The 16,558-nt window shown below is 71.4% G+C and carries 21 protein-coding genes; 20 read left to right on the top strand and 1 reads right to left on the bottom strand.

Annotation, left to right across the window (positions count from 1 at the left end; all coding sequences use genetic code 11):
* From ACFV5N_RS02100 to ACFV5N_RS02090, 3 genes are all read left to right on the top strand, one after another.
* Window positions 1–1,316: phage minor capsid protein (locus tag ACFV5N_RS02100; protein WP_385592779.1), on the top strand; the 1,316-nt coding region annotated here is incomplete at its 5' end.
* 8 nt (window positions 1,317–1,324) lie between these two features.
* A complete protein-coding gene (locus tag ACFV5N_RS02095) occupies window positions 1,325–1,498 on the top strand; it encodes an Rmf/CrpP fold protein (protein WP_385592776.1) in 174 nt (57 codons plus the stop codon).
* Window positions 1,499–1,572: 74 nt separating this feature from the next.
* Window positions 1,573–2,187: a hypothetical protein gene (locus ACFV5N_RS02090; protein WP_385592773.1), complete on the top strand. Its 615-nt coding sequence runs from the start codon at window positions 1,573–1,575 to the stop codon at window positions 2,185–2,187.
* Here the strand turns inward: ACFV5N_RS02090 and ACFV5N_RS02085 are convergent.
* Window positions 2,184–2,789 (bottom strand): hypothetical protein, encoded by a 606-nt coding sequence (locus tag ACFV5N_RS02085; protein WP_385592770.1) that lies wholly within the window; start codon window positions 2,787–2,789, stop codon window positions 2,184–2,186. The genes ACFV5N_RS02090 and ACFV5N_RS02085 overlap by 4 nt on opposite strands.
* 1 nt (window position 2,790) lies before the next feature.
* On the opposite strand from ACFV5N_RS02085, the gene ACFV5N_RS02080 reads away from it, so the two are divergent.
* The 17 genes from ACFV5N_RS02080 (at window position 2,791) to ACFV5N_RS02000 (ending at window position 16,538) form a co-directional block, all read left to right on the top strand.
* Entirely contained in the window at window positions 2,791–3,756 is a 966-nt protein-coding gene (locus ACFV5N_RS02080) for a major capsid protein (protein ID WP_385592767.1), read from the top strand.
* On the top strand, window positions 3,756–4,004 hold the full coding sequence (locus tag ACFV5N_RS02075; protein WP_385592764.1) for a hypothetical protein: 249 nt from the start codon (window positions 3,756–3,758) through the stop codon (window positions 4,002–4,004). Before ACFV5N_RS02080 ends, ACFV5N_RS02075 begins: the two co-directional genes overlap by 1 nt.
* A gap of 4 nt (window positions 4,005–4,008) precedes the next feature.
* Window positions 4,009–4,401 carry a hypothetical protein gene (locus ACFV5N_RS02070; protein ID WP_385592761.1) on the top strand — a complete coding sequence of 131 codons (393 nt, stop codon included), beginning with the start codon at window positions 4,009–4,011 and terminating at the stop codon, window positions 4,399–4,401.
* Entirely contained in the window at window positions 4,395–4,715 is a 321-nt protein-coding gene (locus ACFV5N_RS02065; protein WP_385592758.1) for a hypothetical protein, read from the top strand. The genes ACFV5N_RS02070 and ACFV5N_RS02065 overlap by 7 nt, the downstream gene beginning before the upstream one ends.
* A gap of 511 nt (window positions 4,716–5,226) precedes the next feature.
* Window positions 5,227–5,574, top strand: coding sequence for a hypothetical protein (locus tag ACFV5N_RS02060; protein WP_385592755.1), 348 nt, complete (start codon window positions 5,227–5,229; stop codon window positions 5,572–5,574).
* Entirely contained in the window at window positions 5,571–6,002 is a 432-nt protein-coding gene (locus tag ACFV5N_RS02055) for a minor capsid protein (RefSeq protein ID WP_385592753.1), read from the top strand. Before ACFV5N_RS02060 ends, ACFV5N_RS02055 begins: the two co-directional genes overlap by 4 nt.
* Before the next feature lie 12 nt (window positions 6,003–6,014).
* Window positions 6,015–6,566 (top strand): phage tail tube protein, encoded by a 552-nt coding sequence (locus ACFV5N_RS02050; RefSeq protein ID WP_385592750.1) that lies wholly within the window; start codon window positions 6,015–6,017, stop codon window positions 6,564–6,566.
* On the top strand, window positions 6,566–7,051 hold the full coding sequence (locus ACFV5N_RS02045) for a hypothetical protein (RefSeq protein ID WP_385592748.1): 486 nt from the start codon (window positions 6,566–6,568) through the stop codon (window positions 7,049–7,051). Before ACFV5N_RS02050 ends, ACFV5N_RS02045 begins: the two co-directional genes overlap by 1 nt.
* 244 nt (window positions 7,052–7,295) lie before the next feature.
* A complete protein-coding gene (locus tag ACFV5N_RS02040) occupies window positions 7,296–9,554 on the top strand; it encodes a phage tail tape measure protein (protein ID WP_385592746.1) in 2,259 nt (752 codons plus the stop codon).
* 2 nt (window positions 9,555–9,556) lie between these two features.
* Complete coding sequence (locus tag ACFV5N_RS02035; protein WP_385592743.1) at window positions 9,557–10,510, top strand: phage distal tail protein; 954 nt, start codon at window positions 9,557–9,559, stop codon at window positions 10,508–10,510.
* 13 nt (window positions 10,511–10,523) lie between these two features.
* Entirely contained in the window at window positions 10,524–11,591 is a 1,068-nt protein-coding gene (locus ACFV5N_RS02030; RefSeq protein WP_385592740.1) for a hypothetical protein, read from the top strand.
* Window positions 11,588–12,691, top strand: a complete 1,104-nt coding sequence (locus ACFV5N_RS02025; RefSeq protein WP_385592739.1) for a hypothetical protein — start codon at window positions 11,588–11,590, stop codon at window positions 12,689–12,691. The genes ACFV5N_RS02030 and ACFV5N_RS02025 overlap by 4 nt, the downstream gene beginning before the upstream one ends.
* Window positions 12,691–13,569 carry a hypothetical protein gene (locus ACFV5N_RS02020; protein ID WP_385592736.1) on the top strand — a complete coding sequence of 293 codons (879 nt, stop codon included), beginning with the start codon at window positions 12,691–12,693 and terminating at the stop codon, window positions 13,567–13,569. Before ACFV5N_RS02025 ends, ACFV5N_RS02020 begins: the two co-directional genes overlap by 1 nt.
* A gap of 12 nt (window positions 13,570–13,581) precedes the next feature.
* Window positions 13,582–15,072, top strand: a complete 1,491-nt coding sequence (locus ACFV5N_RS02015; protein WP_385592734.1) for a hypothetical protein — start codon at window positions 13,582–13,584, stop codon at window positions 15,070–15,072.
* A 64-nt stretch (window positions 15,073–15,136) separates the two neighbouring features.
* Window positions 15,137–16,003: a peptidoglycan-binding protein gene (locus ACFV5N_RS02010; protein ID WP_385592731.1), complete on the top strand. Its 867-nt coding sequence runs from the start codon at window positions 15,137–15,139 to the stop codon at window positions 16,001–16,003.
* A 20-nt stretch (window positions 16,004–16,023) separates the two neighbouring features.
* Window positions 16,024–16,278, top strand: a complete 255-nt coding sequence (locus tag ACFV5N_RS02005) for a hypothetical protein (RefSeq protein WP_385592728.1) — start codon at window positions 16,024–16,026, stop codon at window positions 16,276–16,278.
* Window positions 16,275–16,538: a hypothetical protein gene (locus ACFV5N_RS02000; RefSeq protein WP_385592725.1), complete on the top strand. Its 264-nt coding sequence runs from the start codon at window positions 16,275–16,277 to the stop codon at window positions 16,536–16,538. The genes ACFV5N_RS02005 and ACFV5N_RS02000 overlap by 4 nt, the downstream gene beginning before the upstream one ends.
* Window positions 16,539–16,558 lie beyond the last annotated feature (20 nt).

The following is a 16,558-nucleotide window of genomic DNA, read 5'->3' as shown; positions in this document are numbered from 1 at the left end:
GCCTCGACCTGGTGATCGTGGCCAACGCCCCCCACGAATGCCCCCTCTGCTCACGCTGGGAAGGCAAGGTGTTGTCCCTCGACGGCCCGGCCGGCGAGCGAACCGTCGAGGAGCAGCACGCGACCGACGACGGCCGCACGGTCCGCGTACGGATCGCCGGGAGCCTGGACGAAGCGCGCCGCGCCGGACCCCAGCACCCGAACTGCCGCCACAGCCTCTCGGCGTTCCTGCCCGGGGTCACCACCGCGCCGACCTCGGCGAGCCGCGACCCGGACGGGTACGAGGCGACGCAGCGGCAACGCGAGATCGAACGCCACATCAGGCGATGGAAGAAGCGCGAGGCCGCCGCCCTCGACGACGACCAGGCGCGCGCCGCCCGCGCGAAGGTGAGGGCGTGGCAGCGCGCGCAGCGTGAGCACCTGGCCGAACACCCCGAACTCATCCGCAAGCCGGTCCGGGAGCGGATCGGCGCGGGCAACCTGCCCGACCGGGCCCCGGCGCCGCCGGCCGACGCCGTGCAGGCCGCGCGCGTCCGCAGTGGCGATGACCGCACCCTCGGCGAGATGCGCGACGACCAGCTCGGCGCAGCGATCCGGGCCGGTGCCCTCGACCGGCGCGACCATGAGCGGATCGAGGCCGAGGCCGACCGCCGCGACCTGGCCGCCCGCCGCGAGGCGCTGTTCCCCGGCGGCCGGCTGCTGGCCGACCTCGGCGACGTGCCCGAGGCCGAACTCGGCTGGGCGCTCCGCTACGCGCGGCCGGCCGAGGCCGAGCGCATCGCCGCCGAGATCGACCGCCGCTACCCGGCGCCGATGCCGGTCGCGCCGACCGGCACGACCCCGGCCGACACGCTCGCCGCCCGCGAACGCCTCGACCAGGCGCTCGACCCGATGCCCGACCCGGACGGGTGGGGGTCGTACGCGCTCGACGCCGACCCGCTCGCCGGGCTGACCGGCGCCGCACGGTGGGCGGCTGAGCGGGAGCGGGACGCCGAGGGCGCCCGGCGGGCGTACACCCGGGAGCAGATCGCGACCATGTACCGGGAGCACGTCTACGCGCAGTACCTCGCGGCCGAGGACGCCCTACGCGGGGTGCTGCTCAACCGCCGCGCCGCCGCCGAGGGCATCGACCCCGTGTCGCTGTTCAGCGGCCCCGCGCACGTCGCGTACGCGCGTGCGTCCGAGGAGCTGCGGCGCTGGTGGCAGGACCACCCGCGCACTACCCTGGCCGAGTACACCGAGCAGGTCACCGGGGTCCGGACCGACGCGGGAGACACCGCCCGCGCATCCCGGACCGACCGCGACAACCGGCTGTAGGGGGCGAGATGAACACGCGACAGCAGCTCGCGGAAGCGATCAACGCGGGCCGCGCGGCGGCCGAGGAGGGCGCGCACGTGCGTACCTGCCCGCACCCGGCCGGCGACCTACGCCGTACCGCATGGATACGCGGCTACGCCGCCGCCCCGCCCCCGGCGACCACCGACAGCGCCGAGGCGTAGCAGCGCCTCACCACCCCATCAGGGCCCGTCCGACCGGACGGGCCCTTTTCATGCCCGCACGGAGGGACCCGCCCATGCCCGACGCCCCGACCACTCCCCCGGCCGCGCCGCAGACCGGCGACCCGGCCACGCCCCCGCCCCCGGCACCGTCCGGACAGCAGACCACCCCGCCCGCGCCGCCCGCGCCGGACCCGGCCGGACAGCAGCAGCTCGCCGACGCCACCACGGCCGCCGAGACCGCGACCGCCGAGCGCGACCAGGCGCTCGCCGCACTCGACGCCATCCGCGCCGCCCTCGACCCCGACGGCGCCAAGAGAGAGGCCGACCCGGCACAGCTCGCCGCGACCGTGGCCGAACGCGACAAGCAGCTCGCCGACCAGGCCGCCGAACTGCGCACCGCACACATCGAGCTGGCCGCGTACCGGGCGGCCGGCGAGCAGGGCGCCCGCGCCGACCGGCTGCTCAACAGCCGATCGTTCGTCGCGGCCGTCGCCCAGCTCGACCCCACCGACGCGAAGTTCGGCGACCAGCTCGCCGACGCCATCAAGAGCACGGTCGAGGCCGATCCGGACCTGTACCGCGCCGCCCCGTCCGGACCGCCGCGCGGCGGCGCCCAGTTCAGCGGGCCGCCGGCCACCGACCGCCAGCCCGGCTCGCTCCGCGACGCCATCGCCGCCCGACTCAGCTAGTCGCCCGGAGGACCAGGTAAACGACGTGGTTCCGCGTCGGGGATAGCAGGGAAAGTGGTTTCGTCTACCGGTGGTAGGGACGCCTTTGCCCTGATCATATCGGCTCGCGCCTGCACAAGCAGAGCATACGCCTTGATAATTGCCGCAATTCCAATACCGATAGAGGTAGCCAAAGCGCTAACCGCCGTAATCACCTGAGCCGTGTCAGCTGGCTGAAAACCTTGACTCGGAACTCTCTCCATCAGTCCATGCGTCGCATAGTAAGCGACGAGATAGCCGACCACGGCCAGACTCATCAGCCCAACGACGTGCCACGCTTCCGCGCGGCGGACTTCTTTACGCGCTTGATACAGATGGTCCACAAGTTCAGCCAAGTACCTATTTCCTGTCGCTTTCTGCCGCCAGTATTTGACGCTCTCTACAGCACTGGCAAGCTCCGCCAAGATTCGCGCCATCTCGTCGGACGGCCCTCCGGCCTGACGGCCGAATTTCGGTCCATCATGAAAGTTCACCTTGATACCCCCGTTTATATAGAGACTTTCTCGCTGATTTATCGACACGCTTCCGCCATATTCGGAGGCTGCCGAGAGGAGAACCACCACCGTGGCTATTACCCTGGCTGACGCCAAGCTCAACACTCAGGACGCCCTTGACCTGATGGTGATCGATGAGTTCCGCAAGTCGAGTTGGCTGCTCGACAACATGATCTGGGATCAGGCCGTCAACCCGTCCGGGGGCGGATCGACCCTCACCTACGGCTACACCCGGCTCATCACCCAGCCGACCGCCAGCTTCCGAGCCATCAACAGCGAGTACGAGAAGACCGAGGTCCGGCGGGCGCGCTACACCACCGATCTGAAGGTGCTGGGCGGCGCGTTCGACATCGACCGCGTGCTCGCGCACCTCGGCCCGGCGGCCTCGGATGAGGTCACGCTCCAGATGACGCAGAAGATCAAGGCGGCCCGCTCGACGTTCGCCGACGCCGTGATCAACGGGGATTCGGCCGTCGATGCCCGCAGCTTCGACGGTCTCGACAAGGCTCTCGCCGGTTCCAGCACCGAGCTGGACATCGCCGGGGCACCCGGCGCGGACTGGTCGGCCGTCACCGACCGCGCCGCCGGACTCGCCGCGCTCAAGCACCTGCGCAAGCTCCGCGCACAGCTCGACGGCACCCCGTCAGCGTTCCTCATGAACGCCGACACGCTCGCCGCACTGGAGAGCATCGCCGACTTCGTGTCGCAGCTCACCGAGCTGTCCGCGTTCGGCCAGACGGTCAGCGCGTGGCGCGGTATCCCGCTGATCGACCTCGGCGACAAGGCCGGCTCCACCGACCCCGTGATCCCCACCAGCGAGGAGGACGGCACCAGCTCCATCTACGCCGTGCGTATCGGCCTGGACGGTTTCCACGGAGTCGCGACAACGGGCGGGAACCTCGTGCGCCAGTGGCTCCCCGACTTCACCACGGCCGGCGCCGTCAAGACCGGTGAGGTCGAGATGGGCCCGGTGGGCACGGCGCTGAAGGCGACCAAGGCCGCCGCAGTGCTGCGCGGTGTGCAGGTGGCCGGCTGATGTACGAGATCACGACCCCTGTCGAGGGGTTCACCGGGACCGTGGCCGGCGTCGACTTCGCGGGCGGCCGGGCGCTGACCGCCGCCCCGGCCGCGCTGGCGTACTTCGCCCGGCGCGGCTACACCGTGACGCCGGTCGAGGCCCCACCCCCGGAGCCCGATCCGTCCCCGGACCCGCCCGGGGACGACCAGAACAGCGACGGCCCGCCGGACACCCCGGCGGGCCGGTCCCGTTCCCGGAAGGGGTGACGCCGTGCGGGTCTACGCCACCCCGGAACAGCTCTCCGCCTACCTCGGCGGGCCCGCTCCGGACGACGCCGACCGGCTGCTCGCCCGCGCATCCGAGGACATCGACAGCGCGCTGTTGACCGCCGTCTACCCGGTGGACGACGACGGCACCCCGACCGGCGAACCCATCCGCGCGGCGCTGGCGAACGCGGCGTGCGCGCAGGTCGAATGGTGGCTCGCCTCGGGTGACGACGGCACCGGGGCGGCCGGCCAGTGGGACAGCGTGAGCATCGGCCCCGTGTCTCTGTCCGGCCGGTCCGCGCGCCGGCCGGGCGCGTCCGGCGTCGAGCTGGCGCCGCGCGCCGCCCGCACGCTGCGGCGAGCGGGCCTTGAGCCCGGGGTCGTGGTCGCGTGGTGAACCGCGTCCCGGCCGCGCTACTGCGGCACACGGTCACGGTGGAGCCATATATAGGGGACAGCGCCTACGGTCCCCGGTACGGGCCGCCGGCCACCGTGCGGGCGTTGGTCTACGCCCGCCCCCGCATAGTCCGCGCGGCCGACGGCCGGCAACTCGTTGCCTCCGCGAGCGTGATCGCCGAGCCGGGGCTCGACTGCCCGCCCGGGAGCCGCATCACCCTCCCGTCGGGCCGTACCGCCTCCGCGCTGACGGTGGCCGACCACACCGCCCCGGGCCTGCCCGTACCGAGCTGCACGGAAGTGATGTGCGATTGAACAAGACGAATGCGGTGCCATTGACACATAGGACTTACCCCATGGGGTAAGTTGAAGTTGCCGTCTACCGTTTGATCTTTCGGCGTCATACACGACGCTTGCAGGTGGCCGGTCCTCGGAGGGCAACCGAGGACCGGCCGATGCGAGCGCACGATAGGTCCGGCCGAACACCACGCGGCCGGACCTATCCATATGTCCGCCCGATCGGCCCACCTCTGCTACGGGGTTACCGCAGCATCAGCGCTACGCAGTACGCGAGCGGGGTAAGGGCGGTCAGAATCGCGACCGTTGACCGTACCCACACCGGCAGTAAGTGATCTTCCTGCCGAGGCTGTCGCCTGCGCTGCTGCATTGATCTCCCATCTCCGTTGACGGCCTCGCTTCGCGAGGACCCGGCCGGACTTGACCGGGCCGTATTGGGGGAGATGCGGCACCAATGCGCTCACCTTACCGGGCCCTATCCCCGTAACAGTCCCTCGCCAACTATCCGATCTATGACAAGAGGTTTGTTATGCCGAGCTACCGCGTTCGCTGGGATGGAGCGCGGGTTGAGGGCGCGATTCGGCAGGCAGCCGCCCGCGGATTGCTGGTCGGCGCCGAGCACGTGCTCGCCGAATCCCGCCGCCGCGTCCCGATCGACGAAGGGACGCTCGAACGCTCGGGCGCCGCCAGCGTCGACGAGGGCACGCTGACCGCCGCCGTGTCCTACGACACCCCCTACGCCACCCGCGTCCATGAGGACCTGACAGCCCGCCACGCCCCCGGCCGACAGGCCAAATACCTGGAGAGTGTGTTGCCCCAGGCGTCCGGCACAGTGCGGGCGCTGATCGCGGCCGAGGTCCGGCGGGCCACCTCATGACCTACACCTCGGATCTCCTCGACGGAGTTGCGCGGCTGCTCGACGCCGAGGGCGTCGGCACCTACCGGCCCGACGGCATCTACGCGGCAGTCGACACGGCCATCGTGATCGCGGACATGCCGCCGGACCCGGACCGGGTGATCTGCCTGTCCGCCTACCCGGTGGAGGACTCCCCCGCGCTCACGGACACGGTGACCGGCGTTCAGGTGCGCACCCGCGCCAGCACCGACCCGCGCGCCGTCGTCGACCTCGACGACCAGGCGCTCGACGTGCTCGGCGGGTCCGGCCCGCACGCGTGGGGAGCGGCGCGGGTGCAGCTCATCTACCGGCAGTCGGCCGCCGACATCGGCGCCGACCAGCTCGGCCGCCGCGAACGCGCCAGCAACTTCTACGCGCTCGCGCACCGCGCGGGCCGACACCTCGAATAGGAGGCCGCCCCGATGACCACACCGACGCCCGCCGCCGAGACGGTGACCGCGCTCGCCCGCCGGTACCGCCTCGAATGCAACATGGGCACCGCCGACGCCCCCGACTGGCAGCTCGTGCCCGGGGTACTGGAGTTCAAGCCGGCTGAGGAACCCACTCAGGAGGAGGTGACGACGTACGACTCGGAGGGGTGGGGGGAACACGCGGTCACACAGCTCGACTGGCAGATCGAAACCAAGCTCGCACACCGCCACCACCCGGAGACGGGCGAGTTCAACCCGGTGCAGGTCCACCTACGGAAGACCGCCCGGCGGTTCGCCGCCGCATCGTACGTGCACCTCCGCTACTTCGACCGCAGCGGCCAGCCGGACGCCTACGAGGGCCGGGCGCTGGTCACCTGGGCGCCCGAGGGCGGCGACGCCAAAACGACCGATCAGGTCGCGGTGACGTTCAAGGGAAGCGGGCCGCTGCTGGAGATCGAGAACCCGGCCGAGGGCGCCGGCCTCATGGCCGCCCGGGTGAGCACCAAGAAGTCGACGGCGGCGGTCAGCAAGGAGGGTGACTGATGGCGTTCGACGCCCTCGACGACTTCCTCGACGAGTCGATCACGCTGCCGATCGGGGGCCGTACGTACGTGATCCCCGCCCCGTCCGCCGAGGTTGGGCTTCGGGTGCAGGCGATGGTGCAGGCCGCCGCCATCGCCGCCGACGGCGGACGCGTCCGCGACCAGGTGCTCGACGACTCCGCCGAACACGACCACTACCGCGACGTACTCGGCACCGCCTACGAGCAGATGCTCGACGACGGGGTGAACTGGCCTGCCCTCAAGCACGCGGCCTTGACCGCGATGGTGTGGATCACGCAGGACCGGGCGACGGCCGAGCGGTTCTGGGCCAGCGGCGGCGACCCAAAAGCCGGGGCGCCGAACCGGGCGGCGCGGCGCCAGCAGGACCGATCGGGCGGGGCGAGTACGACGAGATCAGCGGGCTCTACGAGTGGTACGAGTGGCCGCCCGGCACGGCGCCGCCGGCCCCGGGACAACCGGCGCTGACCTGGGCCGATCTGCTGGCTGAGTGGCCGCTGATCGAGGCCGATCTACACGAGGTGTACGGCGTCGACCTTTCCGCCCCCGGGCTGCTGGCCGGCCGGTCGTGGCGCTGGCTCCGCCTACGCATCGCCGGACTCCTGTCCGCCGAGGGATCGCGCCTCGGACGGCGCTTCGCCCCCGCTCCCCCGCCGCAGCGATAGCACAGCCCGCCCGGGACCCGGGGGGCACCACCTGGAGGTGATGCCCCATGGCGCTCATGGTGGGCGACCTGGCCGCGACCCTCCGAGTCGACGACCGGCAGATGGGCGCGGGACTGCGGCGGGGTGAGGGCCAGATGCGGGCGTCCGGCGCGCGCATCGCGGCCGATGCCGGGCGGGCCGGTGACCGCGCTGGGCGCCAGCTCGGCGACGGACTCGCCGACGGCGCAGCGGACGGAGCTGACCGCGCCGGGGACCGGATCACGTCGTCGCTGCGGGGTTTCGGGGCGGCGGTGCTGGGCGCCGGTATCGGGGCGGCGCTGCTGTCGGGCCTCGGCGACGCCCTTGACCAGGGCCGCATCCCCGGCCGGCTTGAGGCGCAGCTCGGCCCCGGCACGGCGATCGCCGCGCAGTCCGGTCAGGTGGCCGGTGCCCTGTACGCGGGGGCGATCACGGGTTCGGTGGAGGACGCGGCCGACATCCTGCGGAGCATCGCCCACAACGGGTTGCTGCCTCCCGAGGCCACGGAAGCGCAGATGCAGAACATGGGGCGCCGGGTGGCGGACACCGCCGCTGTCCTCGGTGAGGACGTTTCCAAGGTGTCGCGCGCGGTCGGAACGATGCTGAAAACCGGAGTCGCGAATTCCGCCGAGGAAGCCATGGACATTCTTGTTCGTGGCGGTCAGAACGGCGTGAATGTGGCCGAGGATCTACTCGACACGTTCACCGAATACCCTACCCAGTTCCGGGACATGGGCCTGTCCGGTGAAATGGCCATGGGCCTGCTACAGCAGGGCCTACAGGCGGGCGCGCGCGATGCGGATGTCGTCGCCGACGCCATCAAGGAATTCTCTATCGAGGCCGTTGCCGGGTCGGAAAAGGTCGCGGGCGGATTCGAAGAACTCGGCCTCAACGCAGAGGACATGTTCGAGGCCATCGGAAAGGGCGGGGATTCCGCCAACGGCGCCCTTGATCTAACCCTTGATAAGCTCCGCGATGTTGAAGACCCTATCGAGCGAAATGCTATTGCCGTTGAGCTATTTGGCACCAAAGCGGAGGACCTTGGCGACGCCCTGTATGCCCTTGACCCGTCATCTGCCGTTGATGCTCTCGGCGATGTCAAGGGCGCCACCGACGCGGCGGGCGACGCCATGCGGGACAACGCCGCAACCAAGATCGAGGTCTTCAAACGCGGCCTGACACAGGGCGTTGTAAACGTTTTGGGAACGCAGGTGATACCGGCGTTCGAACGGGCCGGGCGGTTTATCCGCGAGCACGGAACCGAGTTGAAGGTCGCGGCCGGAATCATCACAGCAGTGCTCCTACCTGCACTGATACGCAGTGGCATACAGGCCACCATCACCGGCGCCCAGGTAGTCGCCGCGTGGGTGATGATGGGCATTCAGTCGATGCTCAACGCCGCGAAAATGGCCGCGGCTTGGCTTATCGCCATGGGCCCCGTGGGAATTGTCATCGCCGCCGTCGTCGGCTTGGTAGCGCTTATCATCGCCAACTGGGAAACGGTCAAAGAGTGGACCATCAAAATCTGGGACTGGCTGTGGGGGAAAATCCAGTGGGTTGCCGATAAGGTCGTTGACATCTTCCTGAATTTCACGCTGGTGGGCTTGATAATCAAGCACTGGTCCACTATCAAGACCAAGACCAGCGAAATATGGGATGGCATTGTCGACTGGGTTAAGAAAATCCCGGGCCGCATCCTGGGCTTCTTCTTGAACTGGACGCTCGTTGGGCGCATCATTCAGCACTGGTCCGATATCAAGGACGGCACGAAGCGCAAGGCGAGCGAAATGCTCGAATTCGTGCGCGGAATCCCCGGCGATATCGTCGACTACTTCGCCGGTTTGCGCGATGACATGACCGATAAAGGGAAGGACATCGCGCGCGGAATCTGGGACGGAATCAAGTCCATGGGCTCATGGCTCAAGTCTCAGGTGACGAGCTGGGCCAAGTCCTATATCCCCGGCCCGATCGCCTCGGTACTCGGTATCAATTCGCCGTCGCGCGTCATGCGGGATGAGGTCGGCCGGTGGATTCCGGCCGGCGTCGCCGCCGGTATCGAGGCCGGGGCGCCCGCTGTTGAGCGCTCGATGCAGTCCCTCGTCCGGGTGGACCGCCGTGCGGTGCTCGACGGCCCGGGGACCGCGCCGGCCGCCAGCTCGGCGCCGCCGTCGGCGTTCACCGCCGCCCCGGCCGGCGGCGGTGTCCATATCGAGCACTGGCACGCGGGCGACGCGACGGCTGACCAGCTCGCCGCCGCCCTCGACTGGCAGGCGCGCGGGAGGGGGTGACCATGGCTGTTGGCGACCGTGTGACCCTCCCCGGGCACGTCCAGGTGGGCGAGCTGCTGCTCGGCCCCGGCACCCCCTACGGCTGGACCTCCCTCACGGGCTGGGAGGACGGGCCGCCGCTCGACAACAGCAGCGTGCCCAGGGCCGGGGCTCACGGCTCCATTCCCGGGCCGCTGCTCGCGCAGTCCCGCATCATCACCATGGAAGGGCTGTCCGTCCGGGCCGAGCCGGGGCGGGCCGGTGAAGCCGTCCGGCCGCTGGCCGCCGCGCTCGCGCCGGCCGAGGACGAGCAGCCCCTCGTCATCCAGATCGACCGCGCCCCGCCGCTCATGGTGTGGGCGCGGTGTCTGCGCCGGATGCTGCCGGTGGCGGTGCGCGGGTACGCCCTCGGCCAGCCGAGGGACGGCGCGGTGCAGTGGGAGTGCTCCGACCCCCGCCGGTACGAGCTGGCCGAGCGCCGCGCGACGGCCGGCCTGCCGATGGCCGAGCCGGGCCTCGACTGGCGCGTCGAGCAGCACGACCAGGACGACGGCGACCAGGACGACGGGCCGCCGCCGGCCGCCGTCGAGCTGGGCCTCGACTGGCCGCTCGACTGGGGCACCCCCGGCTCAACCGGCGCGCTCACCGCGCGCAACGACGGCGACGCCGAGGCGCACCCGCTGATCAGGTTCCGGGGCCCGGTCACCCGGCCGTCGCTCACCTGCCTGGAGAGCGGCGCCGCGATCGAGTACGACATCACGCTCGCGGCCGGCGATGAGCTGGTGATCGACACCGCCGCCGGCACCGTCGTGCTCAACGGCACGGCGAGCAGGCTGTACACCGCGACCGCCCGCTCGGTCCCCGAGCAAACCCTCGTGATCCCGCCCGGCGTCACGAGCTACGCGTTCCGGGCCGCGCCCGGCTCCGCTTCCCCCGCCGCCGCCGCCGAGATGCGCTGGCGCTCCGCCTACTGGTGACAGGAGATCAGAGATGACCGTACGGGCAGCATGGCTCCTGCCGACCGGGCAGACGCGCGAGGACACCCGGCTCTCGCCGGTCGGCACGATGACCCCGGACGGGACGCTCGGCACCCGCCCCGGGGTGATCCCCGGCGGCGATGCGCTCGCGGCCGAGGGCGTCGGTCCCATGGATGTGCAGCTCAGCACCGGCCGGGCCGTCGTGCAGGGCACCGTCGTACAGGGCGCCTACCCGGTGGCCGTGAGCAGCCCGGAGACGCTGACCGTGGGCGACGGCGACCAGCAGTTCGCCCGCATCGACACTCTCGTCATACGGGCGTACGACGGGCTGTACGACACCGACGGGCAGACCCTCGCCGCCGTCGAGGTCGTGCCCGGCGCGCCCGACCCCGCGCCGGTCGCGCCGACGCTCCCACCTGCGGTCATACCGCTGTGGGACATCCGCGTACCGGCCGGTGCGTCCGCTGGCACGGGTGGTATCCCGTGGGCGTCCGCGCTGACCGACCGCCGCCGCTGGACCGTCGCAGCCGGCGGCATCGTTCCCCGGCAGTCGGACACGACCCCGGGGCCGTATGTCGGGGCGTACCGTGACACCGGCAGCCACCTTCAGCGCTGGGACGGCACGGAGTGGCGCGACTACCCGGCCCGGCCGCAGTGGCGCGACTGGTCGCCGACCTGGACCACGAGCACCGGGCAGCGCACCCCCGCGTGGGGCAACGCGCAGCGCACCTGCCGCTACCTAGCCGCCGACGGCGTAGTGCATCTGAGCTTCGAGATCGTTTTCGGCAGCTCAACCGCGTTCGGCGCGTCCCCCACCACGGCGGACAACTGGCGTTTCAGCCTGCCGGTTCCGGCGCGCACGGTGACGGGCGCGATCGGCTGGGCCGAGCTGACCGGCGGCACTCAGCAGCGGTGTGTGTCCCGCGTCCGCGCTGCGACCACGAACCTTTTCGAACTGGACATCAGCAGCGGATCGGTTGGCGCAGCCGCGCAGAACGGCGGCATCGCCGACTCCGTGAGCCCCTGGACGTGGACGACCGGCCACGGGTTCCGGGGCACCGCCATGTATGAGCCGGCATGACCGGCTCGCCGTGGCGCGTGCTGGTGTGCGATCTGCGCTCCGACCAGGTGCTCGACGTGCTGCCCGTGCACGGGATGCGCACCGAGGAGTGGATCGGCCGCACCGGCACCCTGTCGGGCACCATCCCGGTGCCGAACGCCGAGCTGGCCGCCCGCGTCCGGGCCGCCGTCGTACCCGGGCGCACCGCGCTGTGGGTGGAGCGGGGACGCGAGACCTGGTGGGGCGGCATCCTGTGGACTGCCGAGCCGCAGACCGGCGAGCGGGGCGCAGTGTCGGTCGCGATCCAGGCGGCGACGTGGGACAGCTACCTCTCGCACCGGAAGCTCTACGACACCCTGACGGCCACCGCCACCGATCAGTTCGACATCGCCCGGGGCCTGATCGACTACGTGCAGCAGACCCCCGGCGGCGACATCGGCATCGAGTACGGCGCCGAGGTCTCCGGAGTGCTCCGCGACCGCACGTACCGCCGGTATGACCTGCCCGTGGTGCGCGACTTGATCGACGCGCTCGCCGCCGTCGAGAACGGGTTCGAGTGGCGCATCGCGTCGCACCGGGACCCGGCCAGCGGCCGGCGGGTGAAGAGACTCCAACTCGGACACCCGACGATCCGGACCGGCAACGCCGACATCGTGCTGTCGTACCCGGGGCCGGTCATGTCGTACCGGTGGCCGCACGACGCCACTACCCGGGCGAACGCGTGGCAGAGCCGGGGGGCGTCGGACAACACCAATCAGGCGGTCGAGAGCCTGCCGATCATGTCGCCGTTGCTGGTCGACGACGGCGACATCGAACGCGGCTGGCCGAGGCTCGACGGGAGCAGCGACTACCCGTCGGTGGAGCGGGCAACCACGCTCGCCGCGCACGCCCGCGCGGACGCCGCCGCCGCCCTCGCCCCCCGCACCATCCCTGAAATCACCGTGCACATGAGCGCGGCCCCGATCGGGCCCGCGCTGCTCGGCGCCACCATCCGACTGCGCATCCGCGATGTGTGGCACCCGGCCGGCCTCGATGAGCGATACCGCGTCGTCGGGATCGCCGCGGCCCCGCCGGAGCGCGGACAGCCCGAGACCGCCACGCTCACCCTGGAGGTGCCCTGATGGCCGCCGTGCCCCTCGACTTGCTCGACCGTATCCGCGACCTGGAGCAGCAGGTGAGGCAGCTCAACGGCCGCGCCAACATGCGGCCGGCGCTCAACCTCATCCGGGGCGGGCCCGTGTCGGTGGGCGAAGGCGGCTACTTCGCCGCCTACGCCCCCAACGGAACAGCCGTGTTCGGAACCGGCCACTGGACAGGAAGCGGCCGGTACGGCCTCGCAATCCGTCGAGAGTCCGGCGCGATGGCGCTCGACTCCGGGTCGGACTCCAGCGCGGACGGCATGATCAGGCTGTTCACGCGGGGCGGCCAAGTCATGGTGATGGACGATCACTTCGCTGACGGATACCTCGGCCGGCCCTCCATCCCGATCCCGTGGCAGCCGACATCGGCCAGCTCGACCAGCTCCTCGACCATGGTCTCGGCGTGGCTCGCCGCTCAGCGCGTGCAGTGCGCCGTCTGGTACCTGCACACCGAGTCGTACGCCCCGCCCAACGCGACGGCCAGGGTCGAGGTGCAGGCCCAACAGGGTGGGCAGTGGGAGACGTGGGACAGCTGGAGCATCGCGGGCGGCGCGGCCGGCCAGTGGTCCGAGCGGCACATCACCCGCCCCATGACCGCCCCGCACATGACGCACGTCACCTGGCGTATCCGTCACCAGGTCGCCAGCGGGACGGGCACGGCTCACACCAACGTCTACGGCGGATACCAGCGGAACACGTTCAGCGCTGACGAGGCGCCCAACGCCGCCCTCGCCGCCGCATCGACCGCGATGGCGGATGGGTCGCCGGCCGCCGACGACGGCGACGACCAGGCGCTCGGCGCCGAACCCCCCATACCCGCCCCCGCCCCCCGGCCGGGGCTCCGCCGCATCACCGACTGACCAGGAGGCGCCTTGCTGCCCGAAGAGATCCCCACCGTGCTGGTGACCGGCCGATTCCTGCGACCCAACGGCGAACCGCTCAGCGGCGCCCTGACGTTCAGAGCACCCGCTCAGCTCACCTTCCCCGACTGGGATGTGATCTTGGGCGCCCCCGTGGTCGTGCAGCTCGACCAGCAGGGGCAGATTGCGGTGTCTCTGCCCGCGACGGACGCCCCGGGAATGATCCCGGATGGCTGGTCGTACACCGTCACCGAGCAGCTGACCGGCATCAACCCCGGCCGGAGCTATCAACTGCTGCTGCCCGCCGAGACGCCGCGCGTCGACCTGGCCGACGTGGCACCCACCGATCCGACGAAGCCCAACTACATCGCGGTGAGGGGCGCCTCGGCGTACGAGGTGGCCGTCGCCGAGGGGTACACGGGCTCGGTCACTGACTGGCTCGCATCGCTGGTCGGGCCGGTTGGCCCGCGCGGCGAACGGGGCCCGGAGGGTCCGCAGGGGGAGCGGGGGGAGACCGGCCCGCAGGGCCCGGCCGGCGAGACCGGCCCGCAGGGACCGCCCGGACCGCAGGGGGAGCAGGGCCCGGCCGGTGAGCCGAGCACCGTGCCGGGGCCGATGGGTCCGGAGGGTCCGCAGGGTCCGGCCGGGCCGCGCGGGGAGCAGGGGCCCGAGGGCCCGCAGGGACCGCCCGGCGCGGGCGCGGTCGACTCGGTGAACGGGCAGACGGGCGCGGTCGAGCTGGGCGCTGGCGACGTGGGCGCGTCCCCCGTCGACCACACGCACACCGCCGCGCAGGTCGGCGCCATCCCCACCACGGCGGCCGGCGCACCGTCCGGTGTCGCGCAGCTCGACGCCACCGGCCGGCTGCCCGTCGGCCAGCTCCCCGCCGCCGCCCCGCGTAACACCTGGACGCCGCAGAGCCTCGGCTTTCAGGCGTGGTCGGTCGACCCCGCGCACGTCTCCAACCCCAGCGCCATCAAGGCCGCCGTCGTCGGCCGCATCTACATGTGCGGCATCAACATCACCGAGCCGACTCCGACGAACCGCGTGGTCATCATGGCGCGCGGCTGGGCCGGTTCGGCTGCTGTGCCGACCGCAAGGTTCTTCGGCGGCATCTACTCGGAAGCCGGGACCCGTGTCGCCTGGACGGGTGCGACGGCGCTGTCGAACGTGGATGCGGCCGGCCAGATCAGCGGATCGGCCCCGGGCATGGTCAACAACCACGTGGGGGCTATGTCCCTGCCGCTGACCAGCACGATCACGCTCGCGCCCGGCCGCTACTGGGCGGCATTCCTGATGTCCGCCGGGCCGAGCAACGGCATGTATTACATGCACATTCAGAACGAGTCGCCGTCGAACCCGGGGAACTTCTTCCTCGGCAACTCGGCCTTTCAGCGGCATTGGTGTGTGCCGTCCGGGGCGAGCACGCTGCCCGCGACCGTCAACCAGTCCAACGGCGAGGTTGGCCTCGACCCCGCGATCATGGCGCTCGCTCTCGTCTGACCGCCCCCGATCCGTACGCCCCGCGCCGCTGGCCGGGGCTTCTTTCATGTCTGGAGACAGCCATATGGCCACGCCACTGACCGCCGACCGCATGCTCGCCGCGCTGAAGGCCGAGGGCGTCAAGGTGATCGAGTACAAGTCCTGGCGCACCCACAACCGCAACAAGGCCGGTGCCTGGGGGCCGGTGAACGGGGTGATGATCCACCACACCGTGACCAGCGGCACGGCCGCGTCGGTCGACATCTGCTACGACGGATACGCCGGTCTGCCGGGGCCACTGTGTCACGGGGTGATCGACAAGCAGGGCACCGTCCATCTGGTCGGGCACGGCCGCGCCAACCACGCCGGATCGGGCGACCGGGCGGTACTCGACCGGGTGATCGCGGAGACACCGCCGTACCGGCCGGCGACGAACGACACCGACGGCAACCCGCGCTTCTACGGCTTCGAAGCGATCAACCTCGGCAACGGCAAAGACCCGTGGCCCGAGGCGCAGCTCGACGCGATCGAGCGGATCGCCGCGGCGATCTGCAGGGCGCACGGCTGGACGGCGGGCAGCGTCCTCGGCCATCTGGAGTGGCAGCGCGGCAAGGTCGACCCCCGCGGATTCGACATGACCACGATGCGCGAGCGGGTCGAGCGCCGGCTCAAGGTGAAGCCGGCCGCCAAGCCGGCCACGCCGAAGTACGAGCCGTTCCCCGGCTCCGACTTCTTCAAGAGGTATCCCCGCAGCCCGATCGTGACCGCGATGGGGCGGCGCCTGGTCGCCGAGGGGTGCTCGGCGTACGCGCAGGGACCCGGCCCGCAATGGACGGTGGCCGACCTGCGGTCGTACGCGAAGTGGCAGCGGAAGTGCGGCTTCACCGGGGCCGACGCCGACGGCTGGCCCGGCCGCGTGAGCTGGGACCGGCTCAAGGTCCCCAAGGTCTGACGAGAGAGAGGGACACACCTATGTCTGATGAGATGCGCCGCACGGTCCGTACGGCGGTGCAGTGGGTCGTGTCGGTGGCTGCCGCGCTGCCCGCGATCGTGTCGGCGGCCGGCGTGCCCGAGGCCCTGCCCGGGGTCGCGCTCGGCCTGATGGTGGCCGCTGCGATCACGCGCGTGATGGCGCTCGATGTGGTCGACGGCCTGTTGCCCGGGTGGCTCCGCAAGGCGCCGGCCGAGGACGACGACCAGGCGCTCGACGAAGGGGGTGGCCGGTGACCGATCCGCCGTCCGAGCCGGCCGCCGTCGCCGTCGCCCTGGCCGAGCTGCGCGGTGAGGTGCGCGAGGGGTTCGCCACCGTCAATGGGCGGTTGGCGATGCTAGCGCAGCGCGACGACCAGACCGACCGGCGGCTTGCCGATCACGAGCAGCGGCTCGACTCGCTGGAGCGGGCCCGGTGGCCGCTGCCGTCGCTGGCCGCGCTGGTCGGCGCGATCGGCCTCGGCCTGACCCTGTGGCAGCTCGCCCGAGGCTCCTAACCCCCGCGCCCCCGCTACCG

The sequence above is a fragment of the Streptomyces sp. NPDC059853 genome (assembly GCF_042731495.1).
In the GTDB taxonomy this organism is placed as follows: Bacteria; Actinomycetota; Actinomycetes; order Streptomycetales; family Streptomycetaceae; genus Streptomyces.
This window is presented reverse-complemented; position numbering and strand designations above follow the sequence as displayed.